Raw genomic sequence first — 15,495 nt, forward strand, 5'->3', positions numbered from 1 at the left:
CACCGGCGCGGGAGCACGGCCGCGGACCCCGGATCGAGGGCCCGTCTGAGAGCGCTCCCCTCCCGGATCGGGCGGCTCGGCGTCAAGGGGCCACCGTTCTCTCGCCCAGGGCAATAGCGTGGCGGCATGGCCGAGAAGAGCACGACCCGCGAGAAGACCGCGCCCGAGCCCGACGACGCGCGCAAGCCCGACGACGTCACCGACATCACCAAGCGCTCCTGGTTCTACGTCCTGAAGAAGACCGGCCGCGAGTTCGGCGCCGACCAGTGCACCGACCTCGCCGCCGCCCTCACCTACTACGCCGTGCTGGCGCTGTTCCCGGCGCTGCTCGCCATCGTCTCCGTCCTCGGCCTCTTCGGCCAGGCGCAGGCGACCACGCAGACCGTGCTCGACCTGGTCGGCAACCTGGCCTCCGCCGAGGTCGTCGACCTGCTGCGCGACCCGATCCAGTCGCTGGTCAACTCGCCGGCCGCCGGCGTCGCCTTCGTCACCGGTCTCGTCGGCGCGCTCTGGTCCGCCTCCGGCTACGTCGGCGCCTTCGGCCGCGCGATGAACCGCGTCTACGAGATCGACGAGGGCCGCCCGTTCTGGAAGCTGCGCCCGACCATGCTCGGCGTCACCGTCGTCACCGTGATCCTCATCGTCGTCGCCGCGCTCATCCTGGTGCTGAGCGGCCCGGTCGCCACCGCCGTCGGCGACGTCGTCGGTCTCGGCCCCGCCGCGCTGTCGGTCTGGAACATCGCCAAGTGGCCGGTGCTGGTGATCATCGCGGTGCTGACCATCGCGATCCTCTACTACTGGGCGCCGAACATCCGCCAGCCGAAGTTCCGCTGGATCAGCGTCGGCTCGATCCTCGCGCTCGCGATCTGGCTGCTCGCCTCGGTCGGCTTCGCGTTCTACGTCGCCAACTTCTCCAACTACAACAAGACCTACGGCTCGCTCGGTGGCGTGATCGTCTTCCTGCTCTGGATCTGGATCACCAACATCGCCCTGCTCTTCGGCGCCGAGTTCGACGCCGAGCTCGAGCGCGGCCGCGAGCTCCAGGCCGGCATCGAGGCGGAGGAGACCATCCAGTTGCCCCCGCGCGACACCGCCGCGAGCGACAAGAAGGCCGCCGTGCACGAGAAGGACGTGCGCGACGGCCGCTGGCTGCGCCTCTCCAGCGAGAACCGCGGCCAGAAGGGCCCCTCGCAGGACGACGAGGCCGCGAAGGACTCCGAGAAGGCGGCCGCGAAGGACTGAAACCGCCGCAGACATGCTGGTCGGGCAAGGCGGCGTCACGAGCCCATGCCGGTCGAGTAGCCCCGCAGGGGCGTATCGAGACCCACCGTCCTCAGCACGGCCGGCCTGCAGACCCCTGTTCTGACGCCGGCGGATCTCGATACGCCCGCTCCGCGGGCTACTCGATCAGCAGGGCCGAGCTCCCGAGTCGCACTCGGTTCACGACTCGAGCCCCCACAGCTCCCGGTAGTACTGCGCCCGCTCCTCGTCCGGCTCGATCCCGTACTCGCGGAGCAGCAGCGGCCCCCAGCCCTCGCCGTAGTTCCAGCCGAGGCTGACCACCGCGACCGCGAGATCCGCCCAGCGATCGCCCACGCCGAGATCGCCCACGTCGACGGAGGCGCACCAGCGGCCGTCGCTGCCGATCAGAGTGTTCGGCGCGCAGGCGTCCCCGTGCACGACGACGGGCTCGTCCAGCGCCGGAGCCGCACCGAGCGCCGCGGGGCGCCGATCGAACCACGAGTCGCCGCGCAGCGCCGCGGGCACCTCGGCCACGAGCAGTGCGTGCACCGCCCGCAGCCCCGCCGCGATCGCCCGCACCGCCTCCTCCGGCCGCGCGATCCACTCCGGAGCGACCGCGCTCGCGCCATCGAGCGGCGCCGTCAGCAGCCACTGCGCCTCATCGTCCTCCCCGCGCTCGAGGATCCGCGGCACCGGATGCCGTCCGGCGAGCCACTCGAGCCGTACCGCCTCCCGCCCGAGGTCGACGCCGCTCGCCCGCGGATTCCACTTCAGGTACCCGTCCCGCACCCGGAAGGTCAGCCCGTCCAGCTGGTTCCGCCACACCAGCTCCGGCACGACTCCCCCGTTGAGCGCGATCGCCACCTCGGGCACCCGCACCCCGACCATCGACGTCTGCCTGCTCAGATCCGGCCCGCTCATGCCCCCACCCTCCCGCGAGATGCCACTTGTGCACGCAATCCTCGGCGTGTCCTGTGCACAAGTGGCATCTCGCGGGAGGGGTCAGCGCAGGTAGCGGAGGAGGAGGGTGTCGCCGGCAGCCAGCACGTGGGCCAGGCGCATCTCGCGCGGAGTCGCAGCGCCGCGGGCGATGCGGCCGGCGTCGCCCGACTCGAGCGACGGGCTGATCGTCAGGCACAGCTCGTCGACGGCGTCCGCGGCCAGCAGTGTGCCGAGGAGGCCCGGACCACCCTCGCAGTGGATCCGGCCGAGTCCGCGCTCGACGAGTGCCGCGCGCATCCGTCCCGCGTCCAGCGCGTCCTCGCCGCAGACCAGCACGTCCGCGACCTCGGCCAGCTCCGCGCGCCGCCGCTCCGGCGACGCCCCGGTCGTCACGACGATCGGCCGCACCGGCGCCTCCGTGAAGATCCGCGACCCGGGATCGAGGTCCAGCGACCCCGACACGATCGCGAAAACCGGATGCGGAGGCAGCCCCGCCGCCGCCCGCGCCACCGCGGCCTCGTCGCAGAGCACCATCGGCCCGTAGCCCTCGGTCCGCACTGTGCCCGCCGCGACGAGCACCACGTCGGCCAGGCGCCGCAGCAGGTCGAAGACCCGCAGATCCGCCTCGCCGCCCAGCGCCCCCGAGACCCCCTCGCGGGTCACCGCGCCGTCGATGCTCGAGACGAAGTTCACCCGCAGCCACGCGTCACCGGCGCCGTCCGCGTAGGCCGCGAGCAGCTGGTCGTCGTCGAGGTCCTGGGCGGGCGCCGGCCGGAGCCGGTCGATCGCCGCGCTCACGCGCGGTCCGCCGTCTCGTCGGCCGCGACGTTGTGCCGCAGATACGCCGGCTGCCGCCAGCCGAGCACCGCCTCCGTCAGCCGCACCGCGTCCACCGCCTGCCGCACGTCGTGCATCCGCACGATCCGCGCGCCGTTCAGGATGCAGATCACCGCCGCCGCCAGCGATCCCTCCAGCCGCTCGCCCTGCGGCCGGTCCAGGGTCTCGCCGATGAAGTCCTTGTTCGACACCGCCGCGAGCACCGGCAGCCCGAGGACCGACAGCTCCCCCAGCCGCCGCGTCAGCTCCAGCGTGTGCAGCGTGTTCTTGTTGAGGTCGTGCCCGGGATCGACGATCAGCCGGTCGTCGGGGATCCCCGCGGCCCGCGCACGGTCCACCCGGACGCGCAGGTGCTCGATCACCTCGGCCACGACGTCGTCGTACTGCGGCGCCGTGGGCTCGCTGCGCGGCGCACCGACGCTGTGGGTGACGACGAGCTGGGCGGAGGAGCCCGCGAGCACCGCGAGCATCCCCGGATCGTGCAGCCCGCTGGTGTCGTTGACGACGGAGGCGCCCTCGGCGATGCTCGCCCGGGCCACCTCGGCGCGGGTCGTGTCGACCGAGATCACCGCGTCGCTGCGCCCATGGATGGCCGCGACCACCGGCACCACCCGGTCCAGCTCCTCCTGCAGCGAGACGGCGGGCCCGCGGCCGAAGGGGACGCCGCCGATGTCGACCCAGTCGGCGCCCTGCTCGGCGGCCCGCACCGCGGCGTCGACGGCCCGGTCGAGCGCGAAGGTGGAGCCCTTGTCGTAGAAGGAGTCCGGCGTGCGGTTCACGACCGCCATCACCGCGACCTCCCGCTCGAAGTCGAACCCGCGTCCGCCGATCGTGCGCCTCATCGTCCGTCGTCCCTCCGGCTGCCCGCGCCGAGCGAGCGTCGGCGCGCTCACCCTAGACGAGCCGCATCGGCGAGGGCTGCGGCGGCAGCAGCGGCGTCGTCGCGGCGTCCTCGAGCAGCACCTGGAAGAGCAGGTGGTCCTGCCACTCCCCCGCGATCCGCAGGTAGCGCCGGGCCACGCCGATCCGCTCGAAGCCGTTGCGCTCGAGCACCGTCTGCGAGCCGACGTTGTGCAGCAGCGTGCCCGCCTGCACCCGGTGCAACCGCAGCTCGTCACGGGCGAGGCCGAGGGTCGCGCCGACCGCGCGGGTCATCACCCCACGGCCCTCCAGCTCGGCGTCGACCCAGTAGCCGAGGTCCGCGCTGTCGAAGGCGCCGCGCACCACGTTCGAGAGCGTCACCCGCCCGACGAGCTGGTCGCCGCGCTCGAGCACCAGCGGGAGCAGCGCCCCGGACCGGTACCCGTGCAGCGCGTCGGCGATGGCGTCGGTCTGCCCGCCGGCCTCGAAGAACCGCGCCGACCGCAGCGGCTCCCAGGGCGCGAGGCGGCGCCGGTTGCGGCGGTACGCCTCGGCGAGCGCGGGACCGTCCTCGCGGACGATCAGGCGGAGGACGGTGCCGTGACCGACGGCGATCGAGGCTGACACCCTGCGAGGCTAGACCGATCCGGTCCATTAACGCACGAACCCCCGGCCGGGGCCGGGGGTGTCGTCGTGGTGGGCGATACTGGGATCGAACCAGTGACCTCTTCCGTGTCAGGGAAGCGCGCTACCGCTGCGCCAATCGCCCGCTGCTCCCGGAGGAGCGCCTCGCTCGGTGAACGATCGAGGTGGATACGGGATTCGAACCCGTGTATACGGCTTTGCAGGCCGCTGCCTCGCCTCTCGGCCAATCCACCGTGTACGGGATTCGGTGTCGGCGGCCCCTCGGAGCGTGAGCTCCCGGGGCCGACCAGGTGAAACACCGGCCCGGGGGCCGGTTCTTCGAGCGGATGACGAGATTCGAACTCGCGACCCTCACCTTGGCAAGGTGATGCGCTACCACTGCGCCACATCCGCATGATGTGTTGTATTGCTGTCTTGCTGCCGATTGCTGGTCCTGCCTGTCTCCCCGGCGCTTTCGCTGCCCGGCTCGACCTAGAAGACTGTATCCGAACGCCGCGCGAACTTCCAAATCGACGGCGCCCCGATTCGTGCACCGCGACGCCGGACCCGCGTCGTTCCGCGCGAATCCGGCCCGCAACCCGCTGTTCACCCGGGCGTGGCGCGCCGTTCCCGGTGCATCGGAGCGCCGCGGATCCGCTACGATCGTTTCTCGGGTCGTCCACAAGACGGCCGTCAGGGCGATTGGCGCAGTTGGTAGCGCGCTTCCTTCACACGGAAGAGGTCATCGGTTCGAGTCCGGTATCGCCCACCACCTCCCTCCCCTCCACCTTCCGCATCTCCACCCCGCGCATCTCCACACCGCGGAGGCACTCTCGTGATGGGTCGCTCCCACGCCGTCTCCGGCGCGCTCGCCTGGTCCCTCGTCACGACCGTCCCGGCCCTCGCCGCGCCGCTCGGCCTCGCCGGCCTGCCGCTCGACCTGCGGCTCGTCGGTCTCGGCGTCGCCGCCGGCTGGGCGCTCGTCCCGGACGCCGACCACGCCCGGGCGACGATCTCGCGCTCGGCACCCGGCGCGTCCCTCCTCACCGCGACCGCCGGCCGCATCAGCGGCGGCCACCGGCACGGGATGCACTCCCTGCTCGCCGTGGCCGTCGTCTGGTACCTGATCCCGCTCCTGGTCGCCCTGCGCTTCCCCGTGCCGCTCGTCGGCCCGGTCTCGCTGGCCGCCGTGCTCACCCTGCCGGCGATCGCCTTCGCCGCGAAGGCGGTCAGGGCGGCGCCCTCCTGGCCGATCGCCTGGGCCGGCGCGCTCGTCGTGACGGTGCTGCTGGTCACCCTCGCCGACGGCACCTGGGCCTGGCTGCAGGTCGCCGCGACCCTCGGCTACCTCGTGCACGTCGCCGGTGACGCCCTCACCACCGAGGGGATCAACTGGCTCTGGCCGCTGCGGATCCGCTCCCCGCGCTGGGTGCGCCGCACGCCCGTGCTGCGGCGGCTCTGGACGTCCGGCGGCTACGCCGCGATCCCCGTCCTCGGCTCGGCCGGCTCCTGGCGCGAGACGATCCTCTACTGGCTGATGTCGGCCGCCACGATCGTGCTGACGGCCTGGCTGCTCGCCGAGGAGCTCCTCTGACCCCGGGCGGGAGCCTTCAGTACACCGCGCCCGGGTTCATGATCCCCAGCGGATCGAACACCGCCTTGATCCCGCGCTGCAGCGCCATCGAGTCCTCGCCGAGCTCCTCCGCGAGCCAGCGCCGCTTCAGCAGCCCCACCCCGTGCTCGCCCGTGAGAGTGCCGCCGAGCGCGAGCGCCGTGCGGAACAGCTCGCCCGCCGCCGCCCAGACCTCCTGGCCGACCCCGTCGGACCCGGCAGGCACGACGAAGTTCGGGTGCAGGTTGCCGTCGCCCGCGTGGGCCACGGTCGGGATGCTCAGCCCGGTGCGCTGCTCGATCCCGCGGATCGCGGCGAACATCGCGGGCAGCGCCGAGCGCGGCACGCAGACGTCCTCGATCAGCACCTCGCCCTCGGCCTCGAGCGCGGGATGGAAGGCCCGCCGCACCGCGAGCAGCGCCTCGCCCGCCACCGGGTCGTCCGTCGACTCGGCGTCCCCGCCGGCCCCGGTGACGATCGCGAGGATCCGGCGCGCCTCGTCCTCCGCTCCCCCGCCGTCCGTCTGCACGAGCAGGTAGGCGGCGCCGCGGTCGAGCGACGCGCCCGTGTAGCGACCGATCGCGGCGAGCGCCCCCTCGTCCATCAGCTCCATCACCGCCGGTCGGAGGCGGGCGGCGGTGATCGCGGCGGAGGCGGCCGCCGCCGCCACGACGCTCGGGAAGTACGCGCCGACGGTGACCACCCGGCCCGCGGGGATCGGCCGGAGCTTCACCGTCGCCTCGACGATCACCCCGAGCGTCCCCTCCGAGCCGGTCAGCAGCGCCGTGAGGTCGTAGCCGGCGACGCCCTTCACGCTGCGCCGCCCGGTCCGCACCAGGCGCCCGTCGGCCAGCACGACGGCCAGACCGAGCACCGCCTCGCGGGTGACCCCGTACTTCGCGCAGAGCAGCCCGCCCGCGTTGGTGGCGATGTTGCCGCCGATGCTCGAGATCGCCTTGCTCGCCGGGTCCGGCGGGAAGATCAGCCCGTCCGCGGCGACCGCGTCCGACAGCGCCTGATTGAGCACGCCCGGCTCGACGACCGCGAGCTCGTCCTCGAGCGAGATCTCCAGGATGCGGTCCATGGCCGCCGTCGAGAGCACGATCGCGCCGTCGCGCCCGACGGCCCCCGCGGCGAGCCCCGTCCCCGCACCGCGCGGGACGACCGGCACCCGGTGCTCGGTGGCGAGCCGGAGCGTCGCCTGCACGTCGACGACCGAGCGCGCGCGGACCAGCGCGAGCGCACGTCCGCCGGCGGTCCACCCCGACTTGTCGGTGTGCGCGGACTCGAAGTCCGGCCCCTCGGTCGTCACCGCGTCGCCGAGCTCCTCGCGCAGCCTCCGGAGGACGAGCGCACCGCCGACGGCCTCGGCACCGATTCCGGTGTGAACGGTCTCGGCGGCGCTGGTCTCGGTACGGCTGGTCTCGGTGCTGCTCATGCGGGTCACTCCGGGCGGATAGCGGGTCGGCCCCTCGATCCTTCCACGGCGGCCCGGTCACGCGGCAGGATGGGCGGATGAGCGGAGCGCGGCGATGACGGGAGACACGAGCGCGGGCATCCTCCTGCACCGGCTGCGTGACGGCGAGCACGAGGTGTTCCTCGGCCGGATGGGCGGCCCGCTGTGGACCCGCCGCCCGCGGGCCTGGTCGATCCCCAAGGGCCTGCACACGCCCGAGGAGGCACCGTTCGACGCCGCTCGGCGCGAATTCGAGGAGGAGATCGGCGTCGCCGCCCCGGACCTCGACTACGCGCTCCTCGGTGCCTACCGCCAGCGCTCCGGGAAGACCGTCACCGTCTTCGCCGCGGAGTGCGCCGCCGACATCGCCTTCGTCGCCAGCAACACCTTCGAGCTCGAGTGGCCGCGCGGCTCCGGAGTGATCCGCGCCTACCCGGAGATCGAGCGTGCGGAGTGGCTGCCGCTCGAGCGCGCCCGCGAGGAGATCACCGCCGGGCAGGTGCCCGCGCTCGACGATCTCGAGCGGGCCCTGACCGCGACGGACCGACCGGCGGCCCAGCGCCCGGACGCGCAGGACTCGGCTCAGTAGTCGAGGACGTCCAGCGGGATCGCCAGGTCGTCGTCGGTCGCCATCGGCACGGGCCGGCCGAGCCGGCGGGCGCGGTCGGCCAGCTCGGCAACCAGCGCTTCGTCGACGATCTCCGCGGCGTCCTCGGGCTCGTCCTCGACGAGCATCTGGCTCGACGGTCCGAGCAGCAGCCGGGCCGTCAGCACGCCGCCACCGCGCCGAACGGGGATCTCCACCGTGGCCGCGGTCGCCGTCGAGGCGAGCATCCGGGCGTACTCGAGCACCGCGTCCGCGATGTCGTCCCCGGTGAGGACGCTCCCCTCGGCGTAGTGGATGCGTCGCACGGCGGACTCCTTCAGTCGGCGGAGCGGCCGGCTGCAGGAGAGCCCGGCCGGCTCCCTCCCCAGGGTGGCACGCGCTCCCCGGCGCGCAGGCGGATCGACGGACATCCGCCGGGGGCTTTACTTCCCGGCACCGCCCTCGCCGTGCCCGCGGTCGTCGGCCGCCGAGTAGACCCGCAGCGCCAGCGGCACGATCCGGACCCTCGCCTCGTGGAACCCGTCCGGCTCGCCGTCGAACACCTCGCTCTCGCCGTCGTGCGCCCACTCCGGGTCCACGCCGGCCGGTCGCCGCGCGCCCACCACGACGCCCGCGGTGCTGGCCGACTCGACCACCGGAGCGCGCCAGCCGGGCACTCGCCCGACCACCGGCGTCGCGCCCCGCCCGAGCGCCAGCGACACCGCGCCGCGGGTCCGGGGCGTCCGTCCCGAGTGCAGCACGCGGATGTCGAGCTGCCCGTCGTCCAGGCGCCGGCGGGCGAGCGGCGTCGCGGTGCGCGGGTGCTCCCGGTTCACCCCGACGAAGTACGACCAGACCAGCTCCGTCCGCCCGTCGCGCCGCAGCTCGAACGGGTCGGTCGAGCGCACCACCTCGAAGGCGGCGAGGACCGCGGCGAGCGGCTTGCCGATCACCTTCTCGCGCTTCTCCCGCGCGGCCACGAACTCCGGGTACAGCCCGATCGAGACGGTGTTCAGCACCGTGACCGGCTCGGCGTCCCCGGCCGTCACCTCGGCCACGTCGACGTCGCGGCGCTCGCCGTGCGCCGCCGCGTCGAGCGCGTCCTGGATCGTCACCAGGCCCAGCGCCTTGGCGAAGTGGTTCATCGTCCCGCCCGGCAGCACCAGGAGCGTCATCCCCTCGGCCCGCGCGAGCCCCGCGCCGACCGCCATCGTCCCGTCGCCGCCGTAGACGCCCAGCACCTCGGGCGGAGCGTCGCCGGCGCGCGCCGAGCGCACCACGTCGCCGAGGTCCTCGCCCTCGGCCAGCCGGTGCACCCGCGCCGCGGGGAAGCGCTGCAGGATCAGCGGCTCCGGATCCGGCCGGTGCGAGTCGCGCCCGGCGCTCGGGTTGAGCACCACCAGCAGCTCGGCTCCGTCGCCGAGAGGACGCACGTCGACCGGCGGCCGGCTCGTCCGCTCCGAGACGGGGACGTGCCGCGGGCGCGCCGGCACCAGCACCTTCCCGAGGCCCGCGACGACCGCGCCGAGCGCCGCTCCGCCGACCACGTCGGAGAGCCAGTGCACCCCGACGTGCAGGCGCGAGAAGGCGACGGCCGCGGCGAGCGGCGCGACGGCGAGTCCCACCCGCGGGTTCTCGAGCGCGACCCCGGCGGCGAAGGCGGCGGCACTCGCCGCGTGGCCGGAGGGGAAGCTCGGCGAGGTGGGCACGCGGGCGAGCCGCCGCCCCACCGGCACGTCCACCACGAGCGGCCGGACCCCGCCGAAGAGCTGCTTGCCGACGAGGTTCGCCGCGGCGCTCGCCACCGCCAGCGACGCCGCTCCCCGCGCCGCCTCGCGGGGCCGGCCGGCCAGGAGCAGCAGCGCCCCGAGCCCGAACCAGAGCACCCCGTGATCGGCGGCGCGCGAGAGCCCGACCAGCGCTCCGTCCACGAGCGGCACCGGACGGCGCGCGTTGAGCTTCCGGGCGGCGCGGGCATCGGCCCGGCGCACGGCGCGCGGCACCGCGAGGACGCGCCGGAGCAGGACGGACGGGGGTCGGGTTCCGCGCAGAGGCATGCCTCCAGGGTAGGAGGCGCCTTCCGCGACTCCCTGAGCCCTGGGCGGCTAGACCTCGCCGAAGCCCGACTCGACCAGGTCGGCGAGCCGCCCCACGGCCTCCTCCGCCTCGGCACCGGTGGCCGAGATCGCGACCTCGTCACCGCGGTCGAGCCCGAGCGACATCACGCCGAGCAGGCTCGTCGCGTCCTTGCCGTTCACGTCGATCCGCGCGTCGAAGCGGGTGGCGAGGGTGACGAAGTCGGCCGCCGGCCGGGCGTGCAGCCCGTTCGGGTTGATCAGCCGCACCGTCCGCCGCACGCTCGCCGACTCGGCGGGGGCCGCGGGCGACTCGGCGAGCAGCGCGCCCCGCGCCGACTCCGCCGCCGCGAGCACGTCCGCCAGCGCGGCACCGGTGCCCGCCGCCACGGCCGCCGCCACGGCACCCTCCACGAGCGGCGCGTCCGCGATCCGGACCCGCTCCCGCGCCTCGTCGTCCAGGAACTCCACCGCGGTCTCCGCGGTCATGATCGCCGAGCCGAGGTCGCAGAGCACCACGGCGCCCTCGCCGGAGTCGGCCTCGGCCAGCGCCGCGGTGATCCGCTCGAAGCTCGTCCCGATCCCGCCGTCGTCCGTGCCGCCCGCGGCGATCAGCGCGACGTCGGGCGCCATCTGCGCCGCCAGCTCCACAAGTCCCTCGGCCAGTCGCGCGCTGTGCGAGACGAGGACGAGCCCGACGCTCACGCCGCCGCCTCGGCCGCGGCGCGCAGCAGCAGGACGCTCGACACGCTGCCCGGATCGCGGTGCCCGACGGCCCGCTCGCCCAGGTAGCTCGCCCGGCCCTTCCGTGCGACGAGCGGGTCGGTCGACTCCGCTCCGCCCTGTGCCGCGTCCGCTGCCGCGGCGAGCACGGCGGCCGCCGAGGAGCCGTCGGCCGAGGCGGCCTGCGCGGCCTCGACCGCCGGCGTCCACGCGTCCACCATCGTCTTGTCGCCGACCTCGGCCTTGCCGCGCAGCACGATCCCGTCGCGCGCCGCCGCGAGCAGGGCCGCGACCGCGGCACCGTCGAGCGACTCCTGCCCGGTGACCGCGCCGGACGCCTTGAGGAACGCGGTGCCGAACAGCGGCCCGGAGGCTCCGCCCACCGTCGAGATCAGCGTGGTCGCCACCAGCTTGAGCACCTCGGCCGGAGTCGCGAGCTCGGCAGCCGCGTCGAGCTTCGCGACCACGGCCTGGAAGCCGCGGTCCATGTTCTCGCCGTGGTCGCCGTCGCCGATCGCGCGGTCGAGTGTGATCAGCTCCACCCGGTGCTCCGAGACCGCCTGCGCCGCGGCCCGGATCCACGCCACAGCCCATGCCGCGTCGAGCCCCAGTGCTCCCTGTCCGTCCTGCATCGATCCGTCCTCTTTCCTGTGTCGCCTCTGCGACCGTCGTGTCGCCGTGTCGTCGTGCGGTCGTGTCGTCGTGCGGTCGTGTCGTCGTGTGCGCGCCGCTGTCCGGGCCGGGCGCCCGCCCTCTGCTCGACGCCTCTCAGCGTCCCCAGCGCAGCGCGGCGGTCTGCACCGGTGCGTCCCAGAGCTCCGTCAGCGCGTCGTCCAGCTTCAGCAGCGTGATCGAGACGCCCTGCATCTCCAGCGAGGTGACGTAGCTGCCGACCAGGCTGCGCCGTACCGTCACGCCCTTCTCGGCCAGCACCTCCGCGGCCCGGCGGTAGACGAGGTAGAGCTCGACCTGCGGGGTGCCGCCCAGTCCGTTGACGAAGAGGAGCACGTCGTCGCCGGAGGAGAAGGGCAGGTCCTCGAGGATCGGCGCGAGCAGGCGGTCGACGATCCGGTCGGCCGGCTCGAGCGGGATCCGCTCGCGGCCGGGCTCGCCGTGGATGCCGATGCCGATCTCGATCTCGTCCTCGGCCAGCTCGAAGCTCGGCTCCCCCGCGTGCGGCACCGTGCAGGGCCGCAGCGCGACGCCCATCGAGCGGACGTTCGCGACGACCGTCTCGGCGATCGCCGCCACCTCGTCCAGCGAGTCGCCGCGCTCGGCCGCCGCTCCCGCGATCTTCTCCACCATCACGGTCCCGGCCACGCCGCGGCGGCCCGCCGTGTAGAGGGAGTCCTTCACCGCCACGTCGTCGTCGACGATCACCGAGCGGACCTCCACGTCGTCGGCGAGGGCCAGGTCGGCCGCCGTCTCGAAGTTGAGCACGTCGCCGGTGTAGTTCTTCACGATGTGCAGGACGCCCGCACCGCCGTCGACCGCCTTCGTGGCGGCGACGATCGGATCGGGAGTGGGCGAGGTGAACACCGGCCCGGGCACCGCGGCGTCGAGCATGCCGATCCCGACGAAGCCGGCGTGCAGGGGCTCGTGCCCACTGCCGCCGCCGCTGACGATGCCGACCTTCCCCTGCCGCGGAGCGTCGACGCGCACCACGAACAGCGGATCGGGCTCGACCCGCACCAGGTCGGCGTGCGCGAGGCCGAATCCGGCCACGGACTCCGCGACGACGTTCTTCGGGTCGTTGATGAGCTTCTTCATCGAGGTCTCCTCCAGGGCGCTCCGCTCCGTCGCGGACAGCGGCTCCACGTTACGCCCGCCGTCCCGGCTCGCGCAGGCCCGGCAGCGCGGCTCAGGCGCCGCGCCGGGTCTCCTCGACCCACTGGTCCAGCTTCGCCGTCGCGGCACCCGAGTCGACCGCCTGCGCGGCGCGGTCGAGCGCCGAGCGGAGGCGGTCGAGGATCGCCGTCCGGATCAGCCCCGGGTCGCGCGCCAGATCGAACGCGATCAGTCCCGCCGCCGCGTTCAGCAGCACGATGTCCCGCACCGGCCCCTCCTCACCGGCCAGGACCGAGCGGACGACCTGCGCGTTGTAGGCGGCGTCGCGTCCGCGGAGCTGGTCGATGCTCGCGCGGCGCAGGCCGAGGTCGCGCGGGTCGAGGTCGTGCTCGACGACCGAGCCGCGCGAGACCTCCCAGATGTGGCTGTGCCCGGTGGTCGTCAGCTCGTCGAGGCCGTCGTCGCCGCGGAAGACGAGCGCCGTCGCGCCGCGGGTCTGGAACACCCCGACGAAGAGCGGAACCCGGTCCAGGTGCGCGACCCCGACGGCGGACGCCTCCGGCCGCGCCGGGTTGCAGAGCGGCCCGAGGAAGTTGAAGACGGTCGGCACGCCCAGCTCGGCCCGCACCGGCCCGGCGTGGCGGAACCCCGGGTGGAACATCGCGGCGAAGACGAAGGCGATGCCCGTCCGGCGGAACACCTCGGCCACCCGGTCGGCGGAGAGCGTCAGATCGACGCCGAGCGCCGCGAGCACGTCGGAGGAGCCCGATGAGGAGGACGCCGCGCGGTTCCCGTGCTTGATGACCGGCGTTCCCGCGGCCGCCGCGATGATCGACGCGGTGGAGGAGATGTTGACCGTGCCGAAGCGGTCCCCGCCGGTCCCGACGATGTCGAGGGCCATCGGATCCACGTCCAGCGGCACCGCATGCTCGAGGATCGCGTCGCGGAAGCCGACGATCTCGTCGACCGTCTCGCCCTTGGCGCGCAGCGCGATCAGCAGGCCCGCGAGCTGCGCCGGCGTGGCCTCACCCTGCATCACCCGCTCCATGGCCCAGGTCGCCTCCGACACCGAGAGATCGGAGGAGTCGAGGAGTGAGCCGAGAATGAGCGGCCAGGACAGGGTTTCCGACATGGCTCTCAGATTATGCGACTACGAAGGCCCCACGGGAAGTGCGAGTTCCCCCCCTTGCGATCGTCCATAATGGTCTGTGTGACGAGCACCTCTCTCTCCCCCACGGCCACCGTGCCCGCAGTGAACCGACCCAACCCGGTCGCGGTCGGAACGATCGTCTGGCTGGGCAGCGAGGTCATGTTCTTCGCGGGCCTGTTCGCGATCTACTTCACCCTCCGCAGCACCTCACCGGAGCTGTGGTCGGCCGAGACCAGCATCCTGAACGTCCCCTACGCGAGCGTCAACACGGTGATCCTGGTCGCCTCGTCGTTCACCTGCCAGTTCGGCGTCTTCGCCGCCGAGCGCCTGCAGCCCCGGTCCACCGGGCTCAGCCCGTTCAAGTGGGGCATGGTCGAGTGGTTCTTCCTCACCTACGCCCTCGGCGCGGTCTTCGTCTGCGGCCAGGTCCTCGAGTACGCGACCCTCGTCTCGGAGGGCGTCACCCTCTCGAGCAACGCCTACGGCTCCGCGTTCTACCTCACCACCGGCTTCCACGCCCTGCACGTGACCGGCGGGCTCATCGCCTTCCTGCTCGTCATCGGCCGCGCCTTCGCCGTCAAGAACTTCGGCCACAAGGAGGCGACCAGCGCGATCGTCGTGTCCTACTACTGGCACTTCGTCGACGTCGTCTGGGTCGGCCTCTTCGTCGTCATCTACTTCCTGAAGTGAGGCCAGCCGCCTCCATGCCCCACCACACTCCCGAACCCCGCAGGAAGGTTGCCTCGATGGCCTCCCCGAAGACGAAGAGCCGCGCCAAGAAGGGTCGCCGTCACCCCCTGGCCACGCTGGCCCTGATCGCGATCGGCCTCGGCCTCACCGGCGGCACCTACGCGGCCGTCGGCGTCGCGACCTCCGCCTCCGCGGAGACCTCGGCCACCAGCCAGCAGACGATCGACGAGGGCTCGAAGCTCTTCGCCGCCAACTGCGCCACCTGCCACGGCCTCGACGCCGCGGGCACCGACAACGCCCCGTCGCTGATCGGCGTCGGCGCCGCCTCGGTCGACTTCCAGGTCGGCACCGGCCGCATGCCGATGCAGATGCACGGCCCGCAGGCCCTCGAGAAGCCGGTGCAGTTCACCGACGACCAGGTCGCCGAGCTGGCGGCCTACGTCGCCTCGCTGGCGCCCGGCCCCGCCATCCCCAGCGGCGAGGTCCTCGACGCCCAGGGCGACTCGGCCAACGGCGCCGAGCTCTTCCGGATCAACTGCGCGATGTGCCACAACGTCGCCGGCGCCGGCGGCGCCCTGACCGAGGGCAAGTTCGCTCCCCCGCTGGGCGGCGTCACCGAGGCGCACATCTACGAGGCGATGGTCACCGGCCCGCAGAACATGCCGGTCTTCAACGACCTCAACATCTCGCCGGAAGACAAGCGCGACATCATCTCCTACCTCAAGTACATCGAGGCCAACCCCTCCCCGGGCGGATTCGCCCTGGGCTCCCTCGGCCCCGTCGCCGAAGGCCTCTTCCTCTGGATCTTCGGACTCGGTTCCATCGTCGCCCTGACGGTGTGGATCACCGCACGATCCAACTAGCAGACACCGGCGCCCTGGCGGGCGCTCGACCCCCACGACGCCGAGC

Annotated in this window: 16 protein-coding genes and 4 tRNA genes; 6 read left to right on the forward strand and 14 right to left on the reverse strand. The window is 73.5% G+C overall.

The window, feature by feature from the left end; translation table 11 throughout:
* The first annotated feature begins 126 nt into the window (after window positions 1-126).
* Window positions 127-1,242 carry a YihY/virulence factor BrkB family protein gene (locus EDF45_RS09120; RefSeq protein ID WP_123735867.1) on the forward strand — a complete coding sequence of 372 codons (1,116 nt, stop codon included), beginning with the start codon at window positions 127-129 and terminating at the stop codon, window positions 1,240-1,242.
* 198 nt (window positions 1,243-1,440) lie between these two features.
* On the opposite strand, the gene EDF45_RS09125 is transcribed toward EDF45_RS09120, so the two are convergent.
* The 7 genes from EDF45_RS09125 to EDF45_RS09155 form a co-directional block, all read right to left on the reverse strand.
* Entirely contained in the window at window positions 1,441-2,163 is a 723-nt protein-coding gene (locus tag EDF45_RS09125) for a phosphotransferase (RefSeq protein ID WP_221181097.1), read from the reverse strand.
* Window positions 2,164-2,244: 81 nt separating this feature from the next.
* Complete coding sequence (locus EDF45_RS09130; RefSeq protein ID WP_123735869.1) at window positions 2,245-2,982, reverse strand: pyrimidine reductase family protein; 738 nt, start codon at window positions 2,980-2,982, stop codon at window positions 2,245-2,247.
* Complete coding sequence (gene folP, locus EDF45_RS09135; protein ID WP_123735870.1) at window positions 2,979-3,863, reverse strand: dihydropteroate synthase; 885 nt, start codon at window positions 3,861-3,863, stop codon at window positions 2,979-2,981. The genes EDF45_RS09130 and folP overlap by 4 nt, the downstream gene beginning before the upstream one ends.
* A gap of 52 nt (window positions 3,864-3,915) precedes the next feature.
* On the reverse strand, window positions 3,916-4,509 hold the full coding sequence (locus tag EDF45_RS09140) for a GNAT family N-acetyltransferase (RefSeq protein WP_123735871.1): 594 nt from the start codon (window positions 4,507-4,509) through the stop codon (window positions 3,916-3,918).
* Between the two features lie 67 nt (window positions 4,510-4,576).
* A tRNA-Val gene (locus tag EDF45_RS09145) sits at window positions 4,577-4,651 on the reverse strand.
* A 38-nt stretch (window positions 4,652-4,689) separates the two neighbouring features.
* Window positions 4,690-4,760, reverse strand: a tRNA-Cys gene (locus EDF45_RS09150).
* Between the two features lie 88 nt (window positions 4,761-4,848).
* Window positions 4,849-4,920: transfer RNA gene (locus EDF45_RS09155), tRNA-Gly, on the reverse strand.
* Window positions 4,921-5,202: 282 nt separating this feature from the next.
* Between EDF45_RS09155 and EDF45_RS09160 the strand changes: the two genes are divergently transcribed.
* Window positions 5,203-5,278: transfer RNA gene (locus tag EDF45_RS09160), tRNA-Val, on the forward strand.
* 66 nt (window positions 5,279-5,344) lie between these two features.
* Window positions 5,345-6,100 (forward strand): metal-dependent hydrolase, encoded by a 756-nt coding sequence (locus EDF45_RS09165; RefSeq protein ID WP_123735872.1) that lies wholly within the window; start codon window positions 5,345-5,347, stop codon window positions 6,098-6,100.
* 16 nt (window positions 6,101-6,116) lie between these two features.
* Here the strand turns inward: EDF45_RS09165 and EDF45_RS09170 are convergent, their stop codons facing one another.
* A complete protein-coding gene (locus tag EDF45_RS09170; RefSeq protein ID WP_123735873.1) occupies window positions 6,117-7,556 on the reverse strand; it encodes an FAD-binding oxidoreductase in 1,440 nt (479 codons plus the stop codon).
* Window positions 7,557-7,650: 94 nt separating this feature from the next.
* On the opposite strand from EDF45_RS09170, the gene EDF45_RS09175 reads away from it, so the two are divergent.
* Complete coding sequence (locus tag EDF45_RS09175) at window positions 7,651-8,163, forward strand: NUDIX domain-containing protein (protein WP_123735874.1); 513 nt, start codon at window positions 7,651-7,653, stop codon at window positions 8,161-8,163.
* On the opposite strand, the gene EDF45_RS09180 is transcribed toward EDF45_RS09175, so the two are convergent.
* The 6 genes from EDF45_RS09180 to trpD form a co-directional block, all read right to left on the reverse strand.
* Window positions 8,157-8,486 carry a hypothetical protein gene (locus EDF45_RS09180; protein WP_123735875.1) on the reverse strand — a complete coding sequence of 110 codons (330 nt, stop codon included), beginning with the start codon at window positions 8,484-8,486 and terminating at the stop codon, window positions 8,157-8,159. The genes EDF45_RS09175 and EDF45_RS09180 overlap by 7 nt on opposite strands.
* 117 nt (window positions 8,487-8,603) lie before the next feature.
* The gene (locus EDF45_RS09185; protein ID WP_123735876.1) at window positions 8,604-10,217 is read right to left on the reverse strand and encodes a bifunctional phosphatase PAP2/diacylglycerol kinase family protein; all 1,614 of its coding nucleotides are present in this window, start codon (window positions 10,215-10,217) and stop codon (window positions 8,604-8,606) included.
* Between the two features lie 48 nt (window positions 10,218-10,265).
* Window positions 10,266-10,940, reverse strand: coding sequence for a dihydroxyacetone kinase phosphoryl donor subunit DhaM (gene dhaM, locus EDF45_RS09190; RefSeq protein ID WP_123733009.1), 675 nt, complete (start codon window positions 10,938-10,940; stop codon window positions 10,266-10,268).
* A complete protein-coding gene (gene dhaL, locus EDF45_RS09195; RefSeq protein ID WP_185019968.1) occupies window positions 10,937-11,590 on the reverse strand; it encodes a dihydroxyacetone kinase subunit DhaL in 654 nt (217 codons plus the stop codon). The genes dhaM and dhaL overlap by 4 nt, the downstream gene beginning before the upstream one ends.
* Window positions 11,591-11,726: 136 nt before the next feature.
* Window positions 11,727-12,728 carry a dihydroxyacetone kinase subunit DhaK gene (gene dhaK, locus EDF45_RS09200; RefSeq protein WP_123736006.1) on the reverse strand — a complete coding sequence of 334 codons (1,002 nt, stop codon included), beginning with the start codon at window positions 12,726-12,728 and terminating at the stop codon, window positions 11,727-11,729.
* Window positions 12,729-12,819: 91 nt separating this feature from the next.
* A complete protein-coding gene (gene trpD, locus EDF45_RS09205; protein WP_123735877.1) occupies window positions 12,820-13,878 on the reverse strand; it encodes an anthranilate phosphoribosyltransferase in 1,059 nt (352 codons plus the stop codon).
* A 69-nt stretch (window positions 13,879-13,947) separates the two neighbouring features.
* On the opposite strand from trpD, the gene EDF45_RS09210 reads away from it, so the two are divergent.
* Together EDF45_RS09210 and EDF45_RS09215 are read left to right on the forward strand one after the other, a co-directional pair.
* The gene (locus EDF45_RS09210) at window positions 13,948-14,586 is read left to right on the forward strand and encodes a heme-copper oxidase subunit III (protein WP_123446158.1); all 639 of its coding nucleotides are present in this window, start codon (window positions 13,948-13,950) and stop codon (window positions 14,584-14,586) included.
* Between the two features lie 56 nt (window positions 14,587-14,642).
* A complete protein-coding gene (locus tag EDF45_RS09215) occupies window positions 14,643-15,449 on the forward strand; it encodes a c-type cytochrome (protein ID WP_123735878.1) in 807 nt (268 codons plus the stop codon).
* Window positions 15,450-15,495: the final 46 nt, after the last annotated feature.

This window comes from Rathayibacter sp. PhB186, from assembly GCF_003751825.1.
In the GTDB taxonomy this organism is placed as follows: Bacteria; Actinomycetota; Actinomycetes; order Actinomycetales; family Microbacteriaceae; genus Rathayibacter; species Rathayibacter festucae.

What these genes read in the sequence shown, in the direction of transcription:
- folP (WP_123735870.1), bottom strand. Translation starts at nt 3,863, where the DNA reads ATGAGGCGCACGATCGGCGGACGCGGGTTCGACTTCGAGCGGGAGGTC.
- EDF45_RS09165 (WP_123735872.1), top strand. Translation starts at nt 5,345, where the DNA reads ATGGGTCGCTCCCACGCCGTCTCCGGCGCGCTCGCCTGGTCCCTCGTC.
- EDF45_RS09185 (WP_123735876.1), bottom strand. Translation starts at nt 10,217, where the DNA reads ATGCCTCTGCGCGGAACCCGACCCCCGTCCGTCCTGCTCCGGCGCGTC.
- trpD (WP_123735877.1), bottom strand. Translation starts at nt 13,878, where the DNA reads ATGTCGGAAACCCTGTCCTGGCCGCTCATTCTCGGCTCACTCCTCGAC.
- EDF45_RS09210 (WP_123446158.1), top strand. Translation starts at nt 13,948, where the DNA reads ATGGTCTGTGTGACGAGCACCTCTCTCTCCCCCACGGCCACCGTGCCC.
- EDF45_RS09120 (WP_123735867.1), top strand. Translation starts at nt 127, where the DNA reads ATGGCCGAGAAGAGCACGACCCGCGAGAAGACCGCGCCCGAGCCCGAC.
- EDF45_RS09125 (WP_221181097.1), bottom strand. Translation starts at nt 2,163, where the DNA reads ATGAGCGGGCCGGATCTGAGCAGGCAGACGTCGATGGTCGGGGTGCGG.
- dhaK (WP_123736006.1), bottom strand. Translation starts at nt 12,728, where the DNA reads ATGAAGAAGCTCATCAACGACCCGAAGAACGTCGTCGCGGAGTCCGTG.
- EDF45_RS09170 (WP_123735873.1), bottom strand. Translation starts at nt 7,556, where the DNA reads ATGAGCAGCACCGAGACCAGCCGTACCGAGACCAGCGCCGCCGAGACC.
- dhaL (WP_185019968.1), bottom strand. Translation starts at nt 11,590, where the DNA reads ATGCAGGACGGACAGGGAGCACTGGGGCTCGACGCGGCATGGGCTGTG.
- EDF45_RS09215 (WP_123735878.1), top strand. Translation starts at nt 14,643, where the DNA reads ATGGCCTCCCCGAAGACGAAGAGCCGCGCCAAGAAGGGTCGCCGTCAC.
- EDF45_RS09175 (WP_123735874.1), top strand. Translation starts at nt 7,651, where the DNA reads ATGACGGGAGACACGAGCGCGGGCATCCTCCTGCACCGGCTGCGTGAC.